Annotated in this window: 16 protein-coding genes and 3 pseudogenes; 12 read left to right on the top strand and 7 right to left on the bottom strand. The window is 68.6% G+C overall.

Annotated elements, in window-relative coordinates; all coding sequences use genetic code 11:
• Positions 1-306 (bottom strand): annotated as a pseudogene (locus tag LN042_RS35105) (hypothetical protein); the annotation flags it as partial.
• Between the two features lie 323 nt (positions 307-629).
• On the opposite strand from LN042_RS35105, the gene LN042_RS35100 reads away from it, so the two are divergent.
• Positions 630-896 carry a hypothetical protein gene (locus tag LN042_RS35100; protein ID WP_230055521.1) on the top strand — a complete coding sequence of 89 codons (267 nt, stop codon included), beginning with the start codon at positions 630-632 and terminating at the stop codon, positions 894-896.
• 433 nt (positions 897-1,329) lie between these two features.
• Positions 1,330-2,472: a helix-turn-helix domain-containing protein gene (locus tag LN042_RS35095; RefSeq protein ID WP_230055520.1), complete on the top strand. Its 1,143-nt coding sequence runs from the start codon at positions 1,330-1,332 to the stop codon at positions 2,470-2,472.
• 78 nt (positions 2,473-2,550) lie between these two features.
• Here the strand turns inward: LN042_RS35095 and LN042_RS35090 are convergent, their stop codons facing one another.
• Positions 2,551-3,018 carry a hypothetical protein gene (locus tag LN042_RS35090; RefSeq protein ID WP_230055519.1) on the bottom strand — a complete coding sequence of 156 codons (468 nt, stop codon included), beginning with the start codon at positions 3,016-3,018 and terminating at the stop codon, positions 2,551-2,553.
• A 277-nt stretch (positions 3,019-3,295) separates the two neighbouring features.
• On the opposite strand from LN042_RS35090, the gene LN042_RS35085 reads away from it, so the two are divergent.
• Both LN042_RS35085 and LN042_RS35080 read left to right on the top strand, forming a co-directional pair.
• Positions 3,296-3,892: a hypothetical protein gene (locus LN042_RS35085; protein ID WP_230055518.1), complete on the top strand. Its 597-nt coding sequence runs from the start codon at positions 3,296-3,298 to the stop codon at positions 3,890-3,892.
• A gap of 204 nt (positions 3,893-4,096) precedes the next feature.
• Positions 4,097-4,423 (top strand): hypothetical protein, encoded by a 327-nt coding sequence (locus LN042_RS35080; protein ID WP_230055517.1) that lies wholly within the window; start codon positions 4,097-4,099, stop codon positions 4,421-4,423.
• A 109-nt stretch (positions 4,424-4,532) separates the two neighbouring features.
• Here the strand turns inward: LN042_RS35080 and LN042_RS38190 are convergent, their stop codons facing one another.
• Positions 4,533-4,823, bottom strand: a complete 291-nt coding sequence (locus LN042_RS38190) for a DUF6882 domain-containing protein (protein ID WP_372495877.1) — start codon at positions 4,821-4,823, stop codon at positions 4,533-4,535.
• A gap of 236 nt (positions 4,824-5,059) precedes the next feature.
• Between LN042_RS38190 and LN042_RS35075 the strand changes: the two genes are divergently transcribed.
• The gene (locus tag LN042_RS35075; RefSeq protein WP_230055516.1) at positions 5,060-5,539 is read left to right on the top strand and encodes a hypothetical protein; all 480 of its coding nucleotides are present in this window, start codon (positions 5,060-5,062) and stop codon (positions 5,537-5,539) included.
• 166 nt (positions 5,540-5,705) lie between these two features.
• On the opposite strand, the gene LN042_RS35070 is transcribed toward LN042_RS35075, so the two are convergent.
• Positions 5,706-6,377, bottom strand: a complete 672-nt coding sequence (locus LN042_RS35070; RefSeq protein WP_230055515.1) for a hypothetical protein — start codon at positions 6,375-6,377, stop codon at positions 5,706-5,708.
• Between the two features lie 334 nt (positions 6,378-6,711).
• On the opposite strand from LN042_RS35070, the gene ligA reads away from it, so the two are divergent.
• Complete coding sequence (gene ligA / locus LN042_RS35065; protein ID WP_230055514.1) at positions 6,712-8,742, top strand: NAD-dependent DNA ligase LigA; 2,031 nt, start codon at positions 6,712-6,714, stop codon at positions 8,740-8,742.
• A 280-nt stretch (positions 8,743-9,022) separates the two neighbouring features.
• On the opposite strand, the gene LN042_RS35060 is transcribed toward ligA, so the two are convergent.
• A complete protein-coding gene (locus tag LN042_RS35060; RefSeq protein WP_230055513.1) occupies positions 9,023-9,541 on the bottom strand; it encodes a hypothetical protein in 519 nt (172 codons plus the stop codon).
• A 244-nt stretch (positions 9,542-9,785) separates the two neighbouring features.
• On the opposite strand from LN042_RS35060, the pseudogene LN042_RS35055 reads away from it, so the two are divergent.
• A pseudogene (locus tag LN042_RS35055) lies at positions 9,786-11,075 on the top strand (NF041680 family putative transposase); the annotation flags it as partial.
• A 24-nt stretch (positions 11,076-11,099) separates the two neighbouring features.
• On the opposite strand, the gene LN042_RS35050 reads toward LN042_RS35055, so the two are convergent.
• Entirely contained in the window at positions 11,100-12,605 is a 1,506-nt protein-coding gene (locus LN042_RS35050) for a transposase (RefSeq protein ID WP_283844010.1), read from the bottom strand.
• 473 nt (positions 12,606-13,078) lie between these two features.
• Here LN042_RS35050 and LN042_RS35045 point away from each other — a divergent pair, with 473 nt between their 5' ends.
• The 5 genes and pseudogenes from LN042_RS35045 to LN042_RS35025 all read left to right on the top strand — a co-directional run bounded on the left by LN042_RS35045 (position 13,079) and on the right by LN042_RS35025 (position 18,754).
• On the top strand, positions 13,079-13,705 hold the full coding sequence (locus LN042_RS35045; protein ID WP_230055510.1) for a hypothetical protein: 627 nt from the start codon (positions 13,079-13,081) through the stop codon (positions 13,703-13,705).
• Positions 13,706-14,031: 326 nt separating this feature from the next.
• Positions 14,032-14,412, top strand: a pseudogene (locus tag LN042_RS35040) (transposase); the annotation flags it as partial.
• 117 nt (positions 14,413-14,529) lie between these two features.
• Positions 14,530-15,438 carry a site-specific integrase gene (locus LN042_RS35035; protein WP_230055508.1) on the top strand — a complete coding sequence of 303 codons (909 nt, stop codon included), beginning with the start codon at positions 14,530-14,532 and terminating at the stop codon, positions 15,436-15,438.
• A 359-nt stretch (positions 15,439-15,797) separates the two neighbouring features.
• Positions 15,798-18,176 (top strand): hypothetical protein, encoded by a 2,379-nt coding sequence (locus LN042_RS35030; RefSeq protein WP_230055507.1) that lies wholly within the window; start codon positions 15,798-15,800, stop codon positions 18,174-18,176.
• Positions 18,177-18,247: 71 nt separating this feature from the next.
• Complete coding sequence (locus tag LN042_RS35025; protein WP_230055506.1) at positions 18,248-18,754, top strand: hypothetical protein; 507 nt, start codon at positions 18,248-18,250, stop codon at positions 18,752-18,754.
• On the opposite strand, the gene LN042_RS35020 is transcribed toward LN042_RS35025, so the two are convergent.
• Positions 18,735-19,173, bottom strand: a 439-nt coding sequence (locus LN042_RS35020; protein WP_230055505.1) for a transposase, incomplete at its 5' end; no start/stop codon positions are given. The genes LN042_RS35025 and LN042_RS35020 overlap by 20 nt on opposite strands.

Below are 19,173 nucleotides of genomic sequence, written 5' to 3'. Positions count from 1 at the left end.
CTCCTCCAGCAAGCGGTGCCGCTGACCGGCCAGCTCCCGCAGTGCCTCGGTATCGCGCCGGGACTGCGCGCTGCGCATCGCCGCTCCCAGGTCGAGCAGCCGGGCCAGCTGGTCGGCGTGGTGGCGGGCGAGCTGGTTGACGGCCCATGCCGCTTGGGTGGGGCGGCGCAGGGAGGCCAGCCGGGTGGCGTCCTCGCGCCGGCCGGCCGCGCGGGCTGCTCGGACGGCCCGGTCGCGTTCAGGGATAAACCGGTTGGGCGGCAGGCCGTACAGCCTCACGGCCTGGTCGTCGGCATCGTCGGCCATGGACCCAGCCTGTCACCAGCCGCGCCCCTTTGCTCGAATCCTGGCCGGTCAGTGGCCTCCTGGCACGGCTTTTACCAGGTTTCGGTTGTCTCCGGGCGGAGTTGGGTTCGGTTCGCCGGAAGAGGTGATTCCTCGCATATGCCCGGATGGCCGGTGGGCTGCGCTTTTTGACGGGACGTCTCGATTGTCCGTGTTGATGATCGTCGCTGGGAAGGGTGAGGTGAGGGCGCACGCGGTGTGCAAGTCGTAGGCGGGCTAGCAACCTTGATGCCGACGTCCCCACACACCGCGTGCTCTCAACTCACCAACCAAGGAGCACAGCGATGACTGAGTCCCCTCGGCCGTGTCAGGCCGAACCTGCCCCGACGGCGGTGGCCCGCGAGGACAACGGTACCGAGCCGGGTGACGAGTCCCGGAATGTGTCCCAGGAGGGCAACACCCTTGCCAGGCGGCGGCGTCGCCCGCTCTGGGTGCCGGTCGTCATCGTGATCCCCGGTGACGGGCACGGCGGAACCCTGACGGTGCTGCTGTCTGTGCTGGCCACGGTGCTGCCGCCGGCGGCTCAGGCGCTTCGGCAGCGGCGACAGTGACATGACCGGTGTGGGGGCGCCCATCGGCCGCCCCCACACCGATCGCGGACGGGGTTGCCCCAGACGGAAGGGACCGCCCGGTTTCGCGACGCGTTCCCGGCATGAGGCCGGGGTTTCGTGACAGAGGAACAGCTCGACGACGAGGACGCTCATGCAGGTTCTACTTCCTGGCAGCCCTGGTACGGGGAACTGCGCGGAGCCCGCAACCGGTACGGCCTGGGACACGATCCCGTCCACCATCCTGCCGGGACCGGAACCGGGACCGGGACCGGGGCGCGGCGGCGCGGCCGAGGCCTGCCAGGTGTGCGGGGCAGCACTGCAGACTGCCGCCACGGGGCGGCCGGGGGCGTATTGCAGCCCCCGATGCCGGCAGCGAGCGTGCCGCCAACGCAGTCGAGCCCGTGCCGCCTGCACCTTGCCCCAGGTCCCGGCCGTGCTGGACGAGCGCGCGATCGCCGGCGAGATCGCCCAAGACATGGAGGAGGCGCTGCGCGGCCTGCGACGCACGCTGGCCGATTCGCCCTCCCCCAGTGGCGGGCACCCGCCAGCCCTCACGGTGGTCGTCCAGCTCCAGGCGCAGCTCGAAGCGCTCACCGCCGGTCTGGTCGGCCTGGAACGCCGACACCGCACGACCTGGTCCCGGATCGCCGCCATGCTGGGCGCGGGAGAAGACGGCGTCCGGCACCGCTACCGGCCCGAATACATCGCCCGCCGGCTCTCCCAGTTCGCCCGCACCGCCCGACCCGACAACGACGCCCCCCGCCCGCCCCACCTGCTCGTCCACGGGGGCCCGCCCAAGCAATACCCCCCATCCCGGCTGAGCATCCTGGACGCCACCGCGAACCCCGAACTCCCCCCGGCTGCGGCCCGCCCCGCCTACAACCGGCTCTCCTCGATGCTGTCCATGCTCGTCCGCGGCACCAACCGCACCCAAACCGACCTCGCCCAGCGCAGCGGCTGCTCCCCGTCCTACCTGTCCCGGATCCTGTCCGGCCACAAGGTGCCCACCTGGCATCTGACAGAGGCCCTCGCCCTCGCCTGCGGAGCCGACCCCACCCTCCTGTACGACACGTGGATGAATGAGCGACTGCGCGAATTCGGCGGCCCACACCGCCCAACGGCCACCCCGGCCGACCTCACCCGCGAGGACGCCCAGCGGATGCTCGCAGCCGCGCTCGCCACGCTGCACGTCCGCGCCGGCAGCCCCACCGCCTACGACATCGCCGTCGCCTCCAAATGGCGACTGTCACCCGACCGGATCACCGACATGATCAGGGACACCGACCTCACCAACTTCCGGGAACTGGCTATTCTCATCGGCATCCTGGGCGGCGAGCAGGACTACTTCCACCAGCTCTGGAAAGCAGCCAACGGCAACACCACCCTGCCCCCACCACCGCCCAGCACCCCCCAACAGGATGCCGACCCATCCGCGAGCCACCAAGCCCAGCAGATCGCCTCACGCTGTCCGACACCGCACCGCGAGGGCGTCGCCGCCAGAGTGCGGCGGCTGCGGAAGCAGGCAGCCCAAGAGAGCGACTGTGACCCCACCGTCGTGACAGCACAGACCGCCTGACTGCACTCCGGAGACCCGCGGGCCGAACCGAGCAGTGCGAGGTGCCGCACCGCAGTGAGCCGGTTGCCGTTCGACTCTTCACTGCCACGAGGACGACGACGGAATTGCCGTGCGGATCAGCCGCGCCGTCTGGCGGGCAGACAAGCGGGCACCATCGGATCCGATCGAGCTGGCAACGGTAATGAGCAACTGGTGCAGTGTGGCGGTGCGTACCGCTGGCGTGGCCTGATCCCAGATGGGGCGCGCGGCCTGATGGCCGCGGTCGCGGTGCGTGGCAAGGAGGTTGAGCGTGCACGCGGTGGGAGGGTCAGCGGTCCGGGCAACCCGGCGCAGGTGCTCGGTACCATTCTGACCGACCAGTCCATAGACAGGGCGGGACGCCAAGAGACCCAGGCACAGCTGCGCCGCCTCCCACAGGGCCTCGGTGCCGCGACGCTCCAGCTCGGCCACCAGCGCCTGCCCGGGACCCTCGTGCTCGGTGCGGACGGTGTCCTGAAGAGCGGTGATCAGGAGCTCTTCCACATCCGGCTGTACTGGGTTCATCACCCTGGGACCGTACTGCATGCTGGCGGTGGGCGAGGTGCGACGCACGACGAGGCCAACCCGTGGGGAAGCGGCAACGGCGACACTGATGACGCTGCCTGAATCTCCCCAGGAGATGCTGGCGGGTGGGTCACACCTGCTGGAGTTGGTTCCCCACCCTTCGGGTGGCGTCGTCCGTCGAACGACTCCTCCGCTGAATGGGCTACCGAGACGCGCAGGGTCCACCGAGCAGGTGGCAGCGTCGGATCGGACCTGACACCCTCCGTTTCGGGAGCACTGAATGACGCTGGGCTTTGCCGATCAAGCTTCGGCTGTACGGATCGCTGGTACAGCTATCAGCGCCCTGCAACTTGACGCTGTCTGGACTGCTGGTGTGGACGACCTGGGCAACCGCGAGAGGGTCGACATAGACGCTGCGCATGATCTTGAGATCATGGCCATACAGTTGGCGGACCGACTTCGGAGCATCCACGACGCTGTGCCGTTTCTGTACGGGTTCGCGGAGGAACTCGCTGGCCTCCTGTCGGCATCGGAGTTGCCAGACTGGCCGGTCGCCGACATACAAGCTGACGAGTTGCCGGCGCTTCTCCGCGACGCGACCGAGTTTGTTGAACAGAATGCCCAGCAGGAAGCCCGGCAGCTGATAGCTACGTCCATGAACCTGTGGGCAGCCGCCGATGAAGGCGCGGATGAAGGCAGTGAAGCAGGCCACATTGAGGGCGACCTCCCGCTGCGAATGCGCGTGTCGCTCTCGATCATTGGTGGGGTCTTGCTTTGTGGCCTTAGCGTGATCGCAGGCCCGGGTGGGCCGGCGCTCTTGGGGGTCGGATGCGTCCTGCTCGCGGACGGGTTCCGGCTGCTCAGGGTCAGTGGCTGAAAGATCACCAGGGCCCGGCGACCTTCGGTCGCCGGGCCCTCACTACATCGCTGTCCGCTTCCCAGATTCCCCACTTCGTTGACCAGCGGACGAACTGAGGCCACCAGTCTCCCTGGTCATTTTCGACCGTCCTCATCAACACCAGCCACCAAGAAGGAGGCTGCCGGCCTGCCGCCGCCGCGCACGCATGGCACCGTGAACCCTGTGAGGACCATCGCCGAGACGATTGCTCAGGTACCAGGGCTCCCGTTCGACCCCGACCGCTACCCCTACGAGTACGCGCTCGACCTCGCCCTCCAGCACGACGTCGTGCCGGCCGAATTCCTCGATGCCGCACACCGCGCGGAACGTGCCGCGCAGCGCCCGGGAGTCAAGCGCGGACCGGACCGACGAGCTGTTATCCGCAAGGCGATCCCGCGTTGGTGCCAGGCCGATGGAGCCCCGCTGGAACACGTCTACAAGCTCATGGCAGACCGCTATCTGGAGCTCCACAGCATCGACCGCGCCACTCTCACGCGATCCGTGAGCTGAACAGGGTCTGCGCCAGCTCACCTGGGTTCATCGGTGACGGAGTCCTCGCGGGAGGCCGGCGGCCATTCGATATCGATTTTGAAGGTCGACGTGCTTCCGTCCTGAGCGGTCAGGGTGATCGGTCCGAACGTGATGATCGCGATCGACCTTGCGCCGGGTCCGCGATAGAAGCCTGTGATCCGGACAGCCAGAGCCGCGAGAGCATCGCGGCCGTGGGCCTTGGCCCGTCGCGAACGGCGCGAGCATCGTGGCTCATCTCGGGCAGGATGCTCTCGTTGGCCCATGTCCACCGCCATGAGGACGACGAGGGGCTCCAGCTGGCGAGGATCTGTGCTGGGGCGGCAGCGGTCTTGTCCGGGAACGTCCAGGTGATGACGCTGATCCGCTGATCGAGTCCCACCGGTCCGCCGAGCGGCCGAGTGCCTCGGTGAAGTGGCTCTTGCCCCTGCCGTCCGTTATCTGCGGTTCGAAGGTTCTTTGATCGCTACTTCCCAGTTCGGATCGTTGCGATAGCTGTAACAAGCCCGGGCGAGGCCTGTTGTCGCAGTCCTCTGGTGATCGCGGCTGGCGCGTCCTGGAGCTGGCGGTGGTCGGTTAGCATCCGGCATGGCCACGCACTGGAAGAGCAGTCCTGGGATGTTCGCGCTGATCCTTCGGCGTCATGGACTTGACCCGGACGCAGTCGACGATGTTGCGCGGGCATGGTCTGCATTCCAGGAGTTCCTCCAGGTGCAGATCGACGGGATTGATCCTGCAGAGGACGACGGCGACGGGTTCATCGTGCAGTGGGGGCGGTGGAGTTGGAACGACGACCGCCCCGCACTGGTCTTCACCAGACAGTTCGCGGTGTGCGACGAGGGCGATCAGGATGACGAGTTCTGGCAGCCGCAGCGCTGGAACGTAGAGCTCGAACTGGTCTTCGCTGATGCTCCGGCCTGGGTGGACCTGGGCGATATGGCCTGGACCAGCATGGGCTTCGACTTCGATCCCATCGGCCATGAACGGGCCACAGCGCTGTCCCAGATCGCCACGTTCATCGAAACGCTTCCGCAGATCAGCGCGATGTGGCGGGCGATCCCGGTGGGTAGCGCCCTCGGGCTGGAACGGGCGGACTGATCTGTCAGCAAGCCCAACGAGGAGCCGATGAGGCTCCAGCCACGCTCATCGCATACAGAGAAGAGATGGGCTCAGGCCCCGTTGATAAACGACGGGCCGCAGACCCTCAGATTCTCCGCAACGGCGGCCGGGGTGCCTGTCGCCGTGCTCGCTGACGGGTCGGTCGTTAACGGTGCGACCAGTACGGGTCGTCGGCGGTCGGGGGTGCCACGTTCAGCTGGTGCGTGTAGGCGTCCAGCTGGCGGTCGGGCTGGGAGGGGTCGTTGCCGTACACCTCGGTGCCCGCGTACCGGACTCCGTCCAGGGAAGCCTTGAGGCTCACGCCCGGGGTGTCCATTTCCAGGGTGACGAAGACACCGTCGGGCGAGGTGGCGGAGATCTGGCGCTCGTCGGTCGGGAAGGTACCGGTGTTGGCTCCGGCGAAGTTCTGGAACGGGCCCACGCGGTAGCCGTGTGCCTTCCAGTACCGGGCGAGTTGGTCGGCGAGGACCTCGTACCTCGACGGGTCGATCCGGGCCTGGAGCGACCACATGCGGTAGACGGTGGAGGTCTGCCTCGGCTCGCCGTCCCAGTGCTCCGGATCGCGGACCACCCAGTACCAGCCGTCGGAGTGTGCGACTTGCGGGGTGATGGCGCCGACAGCGCCTTCGAGGGCGCTCTGAATGTCGTCCCGAGCCTTCCCCGCGTCCGTCCCGGCTTTGTCGTGCCTGGCCACCGGGCCATGACCGTTGTTCCAGGCCCAAATCCCGGTCACGACTGCGCCGATCAGGAGAAGAGGTAGCACCATGCCGAGGACGACCGGCCACCTGCGGGCCGTGGTGCGGTCACTGGTCTGCATCTGCATCGTCCCCCGTGTCAGCGCCGATCTTCGTGCGGCGTTGATCACGAGGCTACTGGCGGGCAGCCCCGCAGACCTGAGCACGGGTACTCAGATCCGGGCTCAGAGCGGGAGGCGGCAACGGCGGCCTTGTACGGAGGCGGGAAGCCCACCGCAGGTTCGGAGAGGGACCGGTCGATTGGTGACGCGGGGCGCGTGTCGGCTGCTGGAAGGCGGAGCCAGGCGCGGTGCTGGCCGGCGCCGTTGGCACGGCGGGGCTGCCACCGCCCCCAGCCTCAGCGGCTCCGCAGCTGGGAGGGGGTTCGTTGTCGGTGCCGGCCGGGATGATGTCCCCATGATCGATACCTCCGCTCCGCTGTCGTCCTCGTCCGCCTATGCCGACGCCGTTGCCGCTGCCGTGCAGGCAGCCGCCGCGTACTACACCGATGGGGTCACGCCGCTCGGTGATGACGAGTACGACGCGCTGGTGCGGGCGATCGCGGCCTACGAGGACGTGCACCCGGATGAGAGGCTGCCGGATTCCCCCACGGGGAAGGTCGCTGGCGGCGCGGTTGTTGGCGATGTGCCGCACAGCGTGCCCATGCTGTCGCTCGACAACGTCTTCTCGGCGGACGAACTTGCGGAGTGGGCGACCGGGCTGGAGCGCCGGTTGGGCCGCCCGGTGGCCGGCTTGTGCGTGGAGCCGAAGCTGGACGGGCTGGCGGTGGCTGCCCGCTACCGTGCCGGGCGCCTGGCCCAGCTGATCACCCGCGGCGACGGACAGGCGGGCGAGGACATCACCCACGCCGCAGGCGCCATCCTCGGCCTGCCCCCGCTCCTCACCGAGCCCCTCGACGTCGAGATCCGGGGCGAAGTCCTGTTCACCAACGACCAATTCGACCAGGCCAATCAGATCCGCACCGCACACGGCGCCGCCCCGTTCGCCAACCCGCGCAACGCGGTCGCAGGCACCCTGCGGGCCAAGGACCGCCCGTACCGGGTCGAGTCGACGTTCTTCGGCTACGACGCAGTCGGTCTGCCCATCGACCTCGACCACACCGTCCTGCTGCGGCGCCTGGCCGAGCTCGGCGCGAGCACCGCAGCGAGCACGGCAGCCCACCCGCAGTACTGCGCCACCGTCGAGGAGGCCCAGCAGCGGGTCGAGGAGATCGCCGCACTGCGCGCCGCGCTGCCGTTCGGGATCGACGGCGTGGTGGTCAAAGCCGATGCCGCCGCCGACCAGGAGCAGGCCGGATCCGGTTCCCGGGCACCGCGTTGGGCGGTGGCCCGCAAGCTGCCGGCCGTGCACAAGGTCACCCGGCTCCTCGGCGTGGAGTGGAACGTGGGCCGCACCGGCATCATCGCCCCGCGCGCCGTCCTGGCGCCCGTCGTCATCGACGGGGTGACCGTCACCTACGCCACGCTGCACAACCCCGCTGACATCACCCGGCGGGGTCTGATGATCGGCGACCAGGTGTTCGTCTACCGGGCCGGCGACGTGATCCCGCGCGTCGAGGCACCGCTCGTCGACGAGCGCACCGGCACCGAGCAGCCCATCGCGTTCCCCGAAGCCTGCCCCCGCTGCGGGGACGCGATCGACACCAGCGAGCAGCGCTGGCGCTGCGTGCGCGGCCGCAACTGCCAGGCGGTGGCCAGCATCCGCTACGCCGTCGGGCGCGACCAGCTCGACATCGAGGGGCTCGGCGGCACCCGTGCCGTCCAACTCGTCGAAACGGGCTTGGTCGCCGACATCGCCGACCTGTTCACCCTCACCCGCGAGCAACTCCTCGCCCTGGACCGGATGGGGGAGACCAGCACCGACAACCTCCTCGCGGCCATCGCCACCGCCCGCACCCAGCCCCTGAACCGGGTGTTCTGCGCGCTGGGGGTGCGTGGCACGGGCCGGACCATGTCGCGGCGCATCGCCGCCCACTTCGGCTCGATGGCCGCGATCCGCGCCGCCGACGCCGCGGCGCTCGCGCAGGTCGAGGGCATCGGCGCGGAGAAGGCCCGGGTCATCGTCACCGAACTTGCCGAACTCGGCCCGCTGCTCGACAAGCTGATCGCCCAGAATGTCGGCACCGCCGAGACCGCCCCGACCGCGGCTGCTGCTGCCACCACGGCCGCCGCGGGCAGCCCGCTGGCCGGCGAAGCGGTGGTCGTCACCGGCAGCATGACCGGAGCGCTGGCCGCGCTGTCCCGCAACGAGATGAACGAACTCATCGAACGCGCCGGCGGCAAGGTCTCCGGCTCGGTGTCGAAGAAGACCACCCTCCTGGTGGCCGGCGAGAAGGCAGGCTCCAAGCGGGCCAAGGCCGAGGAACTCGGCATCCGCATCCTCACCCCCGAGGACTTCGCCGACCTCGTCACCGACCTACTCACCTGACCGACGGCAGGCATTCGCCCACATCGGCGGCTTCGCGCAGTGCGGCAGCTACGAGTTGGTCGACCAGCTGGTGTTGCTGCTCGACCAGCTTCCGCAGCAGTTGAGGGGCCGGGTCGGGTCTGCGCGGTGCTCATCCTTGCCCCGATGGCTTCGTTCACGTGAAGTAGCAGCAATTGGTCAGCGGTTTGTGTCCTTGGAGAGCGAAGTCAGTCGACGACGACGCTCTGACCTGCGACGACTGAGTTCATTGTCAGCAGGAGTAGGGCTCCGAAGTTGATCGCTAGGGGCGGATGGCGATTGTGCTGACGGTGCCGTTGCCCCAGACGGTGGTGTTCATCATCATGCGTCCATCCAGCGAAACCGCGGTCAATTCCGGCACGAAGCGTGTAGTGAACAGTGTCGCGAACCCGCTCCGTAGCTGGGTCACCTCGCTCGTTACCAGGTCCCAGTCGTCGAGGAGGCGGACCTGGACCCAGGCCCAACCGTCATCTTCGGGCTCTCCGTCCGTAGGGTGCGTGTTGTAGTCGACGCCGAGGAGGAACTCGCGGTCCTGATTGAAGAGTCCGTATTGCATTGCCATCCGATACCAACTCGCGTTGACCTTGTCAGCCATATCCGGGGCGTCGACGTCGGCGATCTCGTCCGGGTATGAGTCGAATCGCCCGTGCTCGGGACGGGCACTCGCTGGCGAGCACCCCGCGGGCAGTGGCGGCAACGGGACCTCGTCCCGGCGCCGTTGCACGAAGTGAAGCCCGGCGGGTGCGATCAGGGCGGCTATCTCGGCGTCGGTCAGCGTCACGGAGGCACGATAGTCGCAGGCAGATCGCTTGGTGTGCCAATTTCAGAGCTCCCGGAGGACCCACCTGCGAGTTCTGTCGGCGATGGCGGCGGAGCGGTCTGCGCATTGGCTTCGCTAAGCTTGGCGTTTAACCTCGCAGGTCACCCAACCTGCTGATCTGTGGTTCTTCCCGGGACAGCGGAGGCGGCCGTTCTCCACGCTTCGAGATGTCGAGTCACGAAGCACGAGAGAACGGCCGCTGCCTATGAGTCTCCCGGTCGATGCGCCCGAAAGTGCGGCATTGGACGTCTTGTCCCGCTTTCGGGTCGAGTTCTACGACTGCCTTTACGCCCGCCAGGACGTGCTCTTCGAGCTCACCGACGCGGTGCTGTGTACGGACGGGCCGGTGAAGACGCTGGTCGAGCTGTCGCTGGCGGTCGAGCACCGGCGCGGGCACGGAGCCCTGTACGCCGCGCTGGACCGGGGTTGGTGCGAGCCCGCCCGCCTGCGCCGCACCTTGGCCGGCTTGCCGCTGCCCCGCGCGGCCGACGGGCGGATCGTGCTGGCCGTTGACGTGAGCAACTGGCTCCGGCCCGACGCCCCCACCAGCGACGACCGGCTGTTCTGCCACGTCTACGGGCGCGGGGACCGCAGCAAGGACCAGTTCGTGCCCGGCTGGCCGTACTCCTTCGTCGCGGCCCTGGAGACCGGGCGGACCTCCTGGACCGCACTACTCGACGCCGTGCGCCTCGGCCGGGCGGACGACGCGACCGCAGTCACCGCCGACCAACTTCGCGACGTGGTAACCACGTTGAGACAGGCAGGGCAGTGGCGCGAGGGCGACCCGGAGATCTGGATCGTCATGGACTCCGGCTACGACGTCGCCTACCTCTCCCACGCACTGGCGGACCTGCCGGTCGTGCTGGTCGGAAGACTGCGCTCGGACCGCGTGATGCTCCGCGACGCCGGGCCCGCCCGGTCCGGCCCGAAGGGCGGCCGGCCCCGCAAACACGGCGGAGTCCTCTCCTTCGCCCGACCTGACAGCTGGCACGAACCCGAGGTCACCACGGTCACCGACACCACCCGCTACGGCAAGGCCGAGGCGATGGCCTGGGACCAGATGCACCCCCGGCTCACCCACCGCGGCCCCTGGCTGGACCTGGCCGAGGAGGAACTACCTATCCTTCACGGCACGTTGATGCGTCTCAAGGTGGAGCGCCTACCGGGCGACCGCGACCCAAAGCCGGTCTGGCTCTGGATCTCGTCAACCGCCGCCACGCCGACGGACGTGAACCGCTGGTGGCAGGCGTTCCTCCGCAGATTCGATCTCGAACACACCTTCAGGCTGATGAAGCAGACCCTCGGCTGGACCGCTCCGAAGATCCGCCACGCCGACAGCGCCGACCTGTGGACCTGGCTGGTCATCGCCGCCCACACCCAGCTCCGTCTCGCCCGCCCGCTCGCCGAAGACCTGCGCCGCCCCTGGGAACGGCCGGCCGGGCCCCGTCGTCTGACCCCCGCCCGGGTCCGGCGGGGGTTTCGCAACATCCGCGCGACCGCGGCGAGGCTGTCGCACGACCTACTCCTTTCGGGAGTCAAGAGCGCGATTTTGCGGTGCCAGCGAGGAGTTTGCTGAGGTTGTGGACGGTGCCGAGGAGCTTGATCTCGGTGTCGACGGCCCGGCGTCCGCGGAATTGAGGTGTCGGCCGAATCGCTGGAAAAGCTGGGCGAAGCCCGGCTCGACGAGCGCGCTGCGCTGGCGGTACTGGGCTCGGCCGGTCGGGGTCGCCAGGCGGTCGGCCATGGCCTGTTGGCCGGCGGGGGCGCTCTGGCGCTTTGCGGGGAATCCTGCCTGGTCAGCCTCGCTGGTGACCGAGACCAGTAGCGGCAGGTCGGCGAGTTCCTCGAAGGAGGCGGCGCTGGCGTATCCGCTGTCCGCGAGCCAGAGCAGGATGTCGCCCGGAAGACCTGCCGCGTGCTGGTTCTCCTGGGTCTTCCTGACCATCGGGATCAGTGCCGTGCGGTCCGACGGGTTGTCGTGCAGGTCGACGGCCAGCAGTATCTGGCGGCGTGCGCACACGATCTGCAGGTTGTATCCCTGCAGGTAGCCGCCTCGTTTGCCCAGTTGTAGCCGTGAGTCCGGATCGCTCAGGCTGGCGACGGCGGTCGGGGAGGGCACCGACTCAGGGCTGCGTGCCCGCTCCAGGTGAGCGAGTGCCTTCGCCAGTCGGGCCCGCTGCCGGACCAGGACCGTCTTGTTCTCCATGGGCACAGGCGGCCGGCCGTTGGCGGCCCGGCGGCCCGCTGCCTGGTCGGCCTCGGTCCGGGCCTGGTACGTCCTCAGTTTCTCCTGATGGGCCGCCGTCTCGGCGGCCAGCCGCTTCTCCGCGCGGGCCACGATGCGTTCAGCGGCCTCGACCTTGATCCTGATCTCGTTGACAGACGGCAGAGCCCGCTGATGGAGCCGGTCCCGGGCCGTGCGGGCCCGGACGAGCAGATCACACAGGCGTGACAGCCTCGGCCAGTCGTCACCCGGCGGCTCGTGGTCAGCGTCCGTGGTGTCGCCGGTCTCGACGCGTCGGGCATGGTCGCGCGCGTCGTCCATGAGCGCGCTGATCTCGTCCTCGCACCGGGCGATGACGGCTTCGAGACGCGGCAACTGCTTGTTGGAGTCACGGGAAGCGTTCGCCTCCATCGGCGAGCCGTCCACCGCGACCGCCGACAGATCGACCAGCCCCCGGCTGCCGCACAGGGCCAGCACCTGCACGAACAGCTGGGTCAGCGCGTCGCGGTGACGCTGGACGAACCGCGCGACGGTGGAATGGTCCACTGCGCGGTTCGCGGTGATGATCCGGCACCCCAGATCGTCCCAGCAGGCCCGCTCGATGCCCCGCGAGGAGCGTATGCCCTTGCTGTAGCAGTAGAAGATCAGCGCCACCATGGCGGCCGGTGAGTAGGCGGCGCCGCCCTGCCCATCGGCACGATAGCCGTCCTCGAACGCCGAAAGATCGAGCCCCTCGACCACCTCAAGCACTCTCCAACACAAGTGCCCCGGCGGCAGCCACTCCCGGGCACTCCTCGGCATCTCGAGATCACGTTCGCGGTCACACAGCAGGAAGTTCCGCCCCACCGACCCAGACTGCCAACGTCCCCGCAACGACTGGAAGCGAACATCGAATCGCTCTTGACTCCCGGCCGGGAGAAGTCGTGCGACAGCCTCCGGCCCGTCCGGCGGCCGCACCGAAACCGTCCCGACCAGGGCCGGGACGGCCCGCAGGCTCGAAGAACAAGAACCGCGCCAAGCACCACGACGTCGGCAAGACCGTGAAACGCGCCGAGTCGATCAAGGATCACCAAGCGCAACGAGGTTAAACGCCAAGCTAAGTAGCTGTTGCTCAATCGAGCTTGGTGATCGTGAGTTCGAGTCTGCTGTCTCGGTCGGGTGAATATGGAGGTGGAGCCTTCCGCACAGCTCGGGTGCCAGAACACCGCCGGGCTGGGCCCTACCGCATCCGGTGTCACCGCAGGCGGATAGCCTCCGGCGGGAACAGGCGGCTGATGGGAGAGGGCGTGGACATCGAGGAGATGCTGGACCGGCTCGGCGCGGTGATCGGGCCGCCGCCTGCGGACGGGGTGGTCCCGGTTCCGTGGGAGTTCGGGCCCGGGGTGCTCGGGTTCCAGCTGCCCGCGGACTACCGGGCGTTCGCCGACCGGTACGGGACGGTCAGCATCAGCGACGAGCTACACATCTACACACCATCGACAGAGCTCGGTCCCTACGTCGGAGGACCAGTCGGCTTCGAGGGATTCCTGTACTTCACGACGGAGCCCTACGGATACTGCGCCATGCTGGCCCAGGCCCACCAGGATGGGGACTACGACGAGTGCCCGTATCCACTGTTCCCGACCGAGGGCGGGCTGCTGAAGTGGGGCAACAACTACAACTCCGACCATTTCTTCTGGCTGATGCGGGGCCCTGACCCGGACCGATGGCCAGTCGCCGCCAAGTTCGACTCGATGCTGGAGTGGGACCTGTTCGAGGGCGGCTTCCTGGAGTTCCTGCTGGCGGCGGTCACGGAGCAGTATCCGTACCACGGGGACGTTGTTCCCGGCGGGTTGAAGCAGGTCGGTGAGGGCCGTGCTTATCGCTTTGGGGGTGACTGGGCGAAGCAGCTTTCCCAGTGAGCCCGCGGACACGGTCAGCCGTTGGTTCTGGGCGGCTCCGGCTCGGTGACCCAAGAAGCCGTTGTCGTAGCGGTCGCGGTAAGCATGGGTTCGAGTGCGGTAGCCCGGTCGGGTGCTCTTGTCGCGGGCCGCGCATAAAGGCGGGGCTCCTGGTGCAGCTCGGGTTTGTCGAAGACCGCGAGCACACCTGGAGGCCCTGTTGCCGCAGTTGTACGCCCTCAAGCCTGCCGGTTTTCAGCGCAGCTGCACGATCGTGCGATTGCCTCGCTCACCGGTTCGGGAATGCTGGTGACCGGCCGCACAGGCGGCCGAGGTATCCGTCGGACATGAGCGATGCGGAGTGGGCGGTCGTCCGCGACGTGATGCCGATTCCGGGGTGGCTGGAGGGACGCGGTGGGCGGCCGGAGGGCTACTGCCATCGGCAACTGGTCGACGCGGTGCGCTACCTGGTCGCGGGCGGCATCGCCTGGAGGGCGGTGCCCGCGGACTTCCCCGCGTGGGACCGCGTCTATGCCTTCTTCCGGCGCTGGCGGGACAAGGGCCTGGTCGCCGAGTTCCACGACCGGCTGCGCGACCGGGTCCGCCGGGCCGCGGGCCGTGATACGGAGCCGACCGCCGGGATCATCGACTCCCAATCGGTGAAAGGGGCCGCGTCGGTGCCGGCCGCCAGCCGGGGGTTCGACGGCGGGAAGAAGGTGAACGGCCGTTATCTTGAGCCAGTACTGAGGTGTCCTTCATGTAGGTGAAGCGCGCTGGAAGTCCCCCAACTTGCTTGGTGGATGCGGTTATCTGCCGCTGTCCATCACGGAGGAGTTGGAGGCGCGATGCGCGTGCACAGGGTGCTGATGCCCGGGTCCACGACGGAGTCGTGGACGCTGCTCGGGGAGGATCTGCGGCCGGTCGGTTCGGTGGAGTCGTTCCTCGCGTACCTGTCTGCGATCGAGCGGTCGCCGAACACCATCAAGGCCTACGCCCACGACCTGAAGGACTGGTGGACCTACCTCGACGGCCGGGGTCTGGACTGGAAGTCAGTGGATCTGGAGGTGATGGCCGGGTTCGTCACCTGGCTGCGGCTGCCGCCACCGGCCAGGAACGGGGCGGTGACGGTGCTGCCGACGGTCGCGCACCACTGCACGGCGTCCAGCGTGAACCGCAAGCTCGCCGCGGTCAGCACGTTCTACGAGTTCCACGCCCGAGGCGGTGTCGAGGTTGCCGGCCTGCTGGTGACGATGCGCCCGGCCGGACGGCACCGGTCCGCGGCCACCTCCTACAAGCCGTTCCTGCAGCACATCGCCTCCGGGAAACCCGAGCGGACCCGGACCATCAAGCTCAAGAGCGGCCGTTCGCACCCGCGCGTCCTGACGGTCGCCCAGGTCCAGAAGATCCTGGATGCCTGCGGACACCTACGGGACCGGTTGCTGTTCGCCCTTCTGCTCGACACCGGGGTCCGCATCGGCGAGGCCCTCGGCCTGCGGCACGACGACATCGCTATCGCCGAACGGCAGGTGACCGTGGTGCCGCGGCAGAACGACAACCGGGCCCGGGCGAAAGCCGGCCGCTCCCGCACGATCCCGGCGAGCGCGGAGCTGATGCGGCTGTACTCGGACTACCTGCATCGCGAGTACGGCGCCTTGGACTCCGACTACGTCTTCGTGAACCGGCACCCGGCACCTCCACCGAAGAGACGACACGACACCGCGTCTCTGCCACCAAGGCGCCGGCACTATGCCTGACCAGCGGAAACACACCCGTCACTCTCGGAAAGACAACGCCTTCTAACTTCTAGAGACAGCATGCCTGGGCCGACTTGATTGGTTGTCACAGTGGACCGTTGGCGTGGGGCGGGTTGGCCGGCTCGATGGGCACCGTAGCGAGCGGGCAGCGGGCACGGCTGGGGACCACCCGGACAGGTTGCGGGGTGTCGGCGCAGCGTAGTGGGCCAGGCCCTGGCCGATGCGGGGCAGCACCACTGGGAGTGGGCCAGTTGAGGAGCGGACCGATGACGCCACCCCCGCAAAAGCCACCGAGCCTGGCAGAAGGGTGAGTGCACCCAACCATGGCTTTGGGCACGCCCGAGCGCTACGGTGGGCCGATGAGCGGCAACACCCATGCCTCGGACAGCGAGCTGCCCTCCGGCCCGCTGGCGATCGAATCTGAGCTTGCGACTGCTCTGCGCGCGCAGGGGGCTAACGGCGAGCGGGCGCTGAACCTGCTGCGAGACGCTCAGAAGGTGCTGTCCGGCCCGGAACAATTTGCTGCGCCTTACGAGGTGGCGCAGTCCTGCGTTCGCGGCGCAGTCGACAGTATCCTGAAGATCGCAGGGTCGAATTTCCGTGGTCTGCGGTCCACGCAGGCCGCTGTGATCCAACGGGCGAAGGCGCTGGCCGACGCCAGCGGCGGGGGATCGACGATGGACGCGGATCTCAGCGGCCTGGTTGAGGCGGTGCAGGAACTGCGGGCTGAGGAGGGAAACCGCGGCGGGTTCCGGGTCCGGCAAGTAGCCGATCTGGTACAGAAGCAGACGGGCAGGGAGATGGGCGGCCCCGAGCGGCAGGCCGCGCTCGACTCCTGGCACCGTTTCTACGACGAGGCATCCGCAGTCCTTCACGGCTCCGCGGGAAGCATGTTGGGAACGCTGGCCATGTACCAGGCCGTCGTGGCTGCCGCCAGCCAGTTGTTCTTGTCCCTGCCGGTGCGGGCGCAGCGCTTGCACGAGCTGGCGGTCGTCGAGCACCCCACGAAGGCGTTGGCCCGGGAAGTCGCGACGATGACCGACCCGCGGGCTGGGGCCTTCTTCTTCCGCAGCGCCACCAGCGAGCGGTGGTTGGAGCTACTTGAGGAGGTCCAGCCCGAGCGACTGCTCCCAGACGGACAAGGCTGGCCTGCCGAGCCGTACCTGCTGCGGATGCTCGACATCGACCCTGCCCTGATCGTCGACTGGCTGGACGACCACCTGGAGGCGATCGCCTCCCGAGGGCCCGCCGCGCTGGGCATGACCGTCTGGCTACTGCGCGGCACCGGCGCCCGTGCGTACCCGCTGTTGAAGAAGGTTGCCAAGGCTGACCCTGGCATCCATGTGCTGCGCGGGATCTCCTTCCAGCTCGGCGACACCCCGGTTGCCGAGCGGACGGAGCTGTGGTTGCAGGTCGTTGAGGACCTGTTGCGTAGTCCGTTGTTCACGCAGGAGGAATCGTGGCATGCGGGTCTTCTGCTGGATGCGGTGGTACAGACCGTCCACCCCAATGGTCAGCCGCGACCGAACAGCGACCGCCTGGGACGCTTCTGCCGCTTTGCGTTGGCCCAAATCCTCGTGCAGAGCTTGGCCGACACGACCGCGCACTGGGAACTGCGGCTGCACAACGATCTACGCGACATTTCTCTCCAACCGGATCCGCCGCACGCGTTCAACCCTGCGGCGGCCCGGGCGGTGCTCGATCTGGCCCGCACCGACGCGACATTGGGCGTGCCGCTCGGCGAGCGCATGCAGCCGCTCCTCACGAAGCTTCCGGCTGGGGCGGTGCGTGATCGGATTCTGGCCGTGCACCTGCTGGAGTCTTACGCCGCCGACCACGACCTGCACCGTCCCCTGGACCGGCAGGCCCGTACCGAGGCGTGGTGGCAGCTGGCAATACCCCTGGCAGGCCGACTCGCCGGGCACGAGGGCCCGCGCGCCGATGTCGCCGACCTCCTGCAACTGCAGGTCACCTCGTGCCCCGATGCCGAGCGCCCGAAGCTGCTCACCGCCCTGACCGAGGGCCTGGGCCCGGCCCCTCACCCGGACGAGGTCACCACCTGGGAAGCGGCCTTTGCGGACCACCAGGAGGTACCTGCGGCGAGGTGGTGCACGGTGCGCACTCTCTCACCCGTTCTTCCAGACCAGGTTCTTGGCCCATGGCGCCCTGTGCTAACGGCACTGGACAAGATCTTCGGCCCGGCGCCCGAACGCCCGCAATCAGTCTGGAACGTCGCCCCCTACCTGGTGACCTATAGCGGCCTGAACCCAGCGAAGTTCTCCGCGATCGCCGCTGCTGAAGGCCCGGCGGCCGCCGTTTCGGCACTTGCCACCGCGACCGTACCTGGCAGACAAGAGCCGCTCCAGCCCGCGAGGGCGCAGCTCCTTGCCGAACTTGTCGCAACCGATCCAGCGACCTGGGCCACCACCCCCGGCGCCGTCCTCAACGCCTCCACAACAACCCTGCAGGCCGCCTACCTGAACGCCCTACGCCAGGCCTACTCCAAACCCGATCCCCACCCGGGCGACAACCTGGCCGACCTCGTCGCAGCCGCCTTTACCGCACGCGCCAACCCGTCTGCCGACCAGGACGAGACCACGGAGCAACTGCACCAGGCGATCGCCGCACTGCTTCACCTCGGAATCGACCACGGCATCGACCTCGACCAGGAAGCTCCGGCCTGGCTTGACTCAGAAGCGTTTCCCAAATCGAAGGTAGGGTCACGTTTTCCCAGGTGAGGTGTGTGGCCGTCGCTCGGTAGGCATGCTCGGACCGTCATGTTGGTGCGGGACGTGGTCGGAGGTGGCGGATGCCGTCGGTGCTGGGAGTGCTGGAGCGGCGCGAGCGGGTGGCGCTGGCCCGGGCGGAGGAATTGCGGGCCGAGTTGGAGCGGGTTCAGGCCGCCGTGCTGGAGGCGGAACAGGCCGTGCGGCGCGCGGTCATCGCCCGGGAGGAGACCGTCGAGGCCTTGGCCGAGTTGGCCGATGAGGCCGCGGTGCCCGAGGTGCCGGCCGGCCGGTCGGTGGTGGAGCCGGTCGGGGGTGCTGCTGTCGGGCCGCGGGTCGAAGTGCCCTCCTGGCGTGAGGGGTTGGGGGTTGATGTGCTCCCAGTCGACTGTGCGCGGATCGTGGCCCTGGTCGAGCGCGATGCGGCCGAGGGTGGGCAGGGTGTGCGGGCGCGGCGGATGCGCGAGGATCTGGGCTGGCCTGCGAGTGATGCGAGGGAGCAAGCAGCCCGGTTCCGGGCGAAGCGGTTGGCGGAGCGGGGCTGGTTGACCGAGGAGCGTGCGGGGCTGTTCAGGCCGCGGACCGCTTGAAGCGGCGGGGCGCGGGGGCGCCGGATCGGGCCAGGCGGCGGGTGGCCGGGATGCTCGCGGCCCACCAGGCCATCGCCTCGGCGCTGTCGGTTCGGGTCTCGTAGTCCCGGGCCAGTCGCCGGGCCCGGATGAGCCAGGCGAACGTGCGCTCCACGATCCAGCGGTGCGGCAGCACCACGAATCCCTTGGTGTCGTCGCTGCGTTTGACGACGGTCAGCGCGAGGGCCAGGACGGCGGTGGCGAAGGCGACCAGCCAACCGGTGTAACCGCCGTCGGCCCAGACCAGGGTGATGGCCCGGTGCCGCTCGCGCAGATTCACGAGCAGGTCGCGGCCGGCGTCGTTGTCCTTGACCGAGGCGGCGGTGACCATCACCACCAGCAGCAGGCCCAGGGTGTCCACGGCGATGTGCCGCTTGCGT

Origin of the sequence: Kitasatospora humi, assembly GCF_020907985.1 — a bacterium.
In the GTDB taxonomy this organism is placed as follows: domain Bacteria; phylum Actinomycetota; class Actinomycetes; order Streptomycetales; family Streptomycetaceae; genus Kitasatospora; species Kitasatospora humi.
This window is presented reverse-complemented; position numbering and strand designations above follow the sequence as displayed.

Coding starts and splice junctions, on each gene's coding strand:
- LN042_RS35035 (WP_230055508.1), top strand. CDS start 14,530: ATGCGCGTGCACAGGGTGCTGATGCCCGGGTCCACGACGGAGTCGTGG.
- LN042_RS35050 (WP_283844010.1), bottom strand. CDS start 12,605: ATGCCGAGGAGTGCCCGGGAGTGGCTGCCGCCGGGGCACTTGTGTTGG.
- LN042_RS35070 (WP_230055515.1), bottom strand. CDS start 6,377: ATGCAGACCAGTGACCGCACCACGGCCCGCAGGTGGCCGGTCGTCCTC.
- LN042_RS35030 (WP_230055507.1), top strand. CDS start 15,798: ATGAGCGGCAACACCCATGCCTCGGACAGCGAGCTGCCCTCCGGCCCG.
- LN042_RS35075 (WP_230055516.1), top strand. CDS start 5,060: ATGTTCGCGCTGATCCTTCGGCGTCATGGACTTGACCCGGACGCAGTC.
- LN042_RS35085 (WP_230055518.1), top strand. CDS start 3,296: ATGACGCTGGGCTTTGCCGATCAAGCTTCGGCTGTACGGATCGCTGGT.
- ligA (WP_230055514.1), top strand. CDS start 6,712: ATGATCGATACCTCCGCTCCGCTGTCGTCCTCGTCCGCCTATGCCGAC.
- LN042_RS35100 (WP_230055521.1), top strand. CDS start 630: ATGACTGAGTCCCCTCGGCCGTGTCAGGCCGAACCTGCCCCGACGGCG.
- LN042_RS35025 (WP_230055506.1), top strand. CDS start 18,248: ATGCCGTCGGTGCTGGGAGTGCTGGAGCGGCGCGAGCGGGTGGCGCTG.
- LN042_RS35045 (WP_230055510.1), top strand. CDS start 13,079: ATGGGAGAGGGCGTGGACATCGAGGAGATGCTGGACCGGCTCGGCGCG.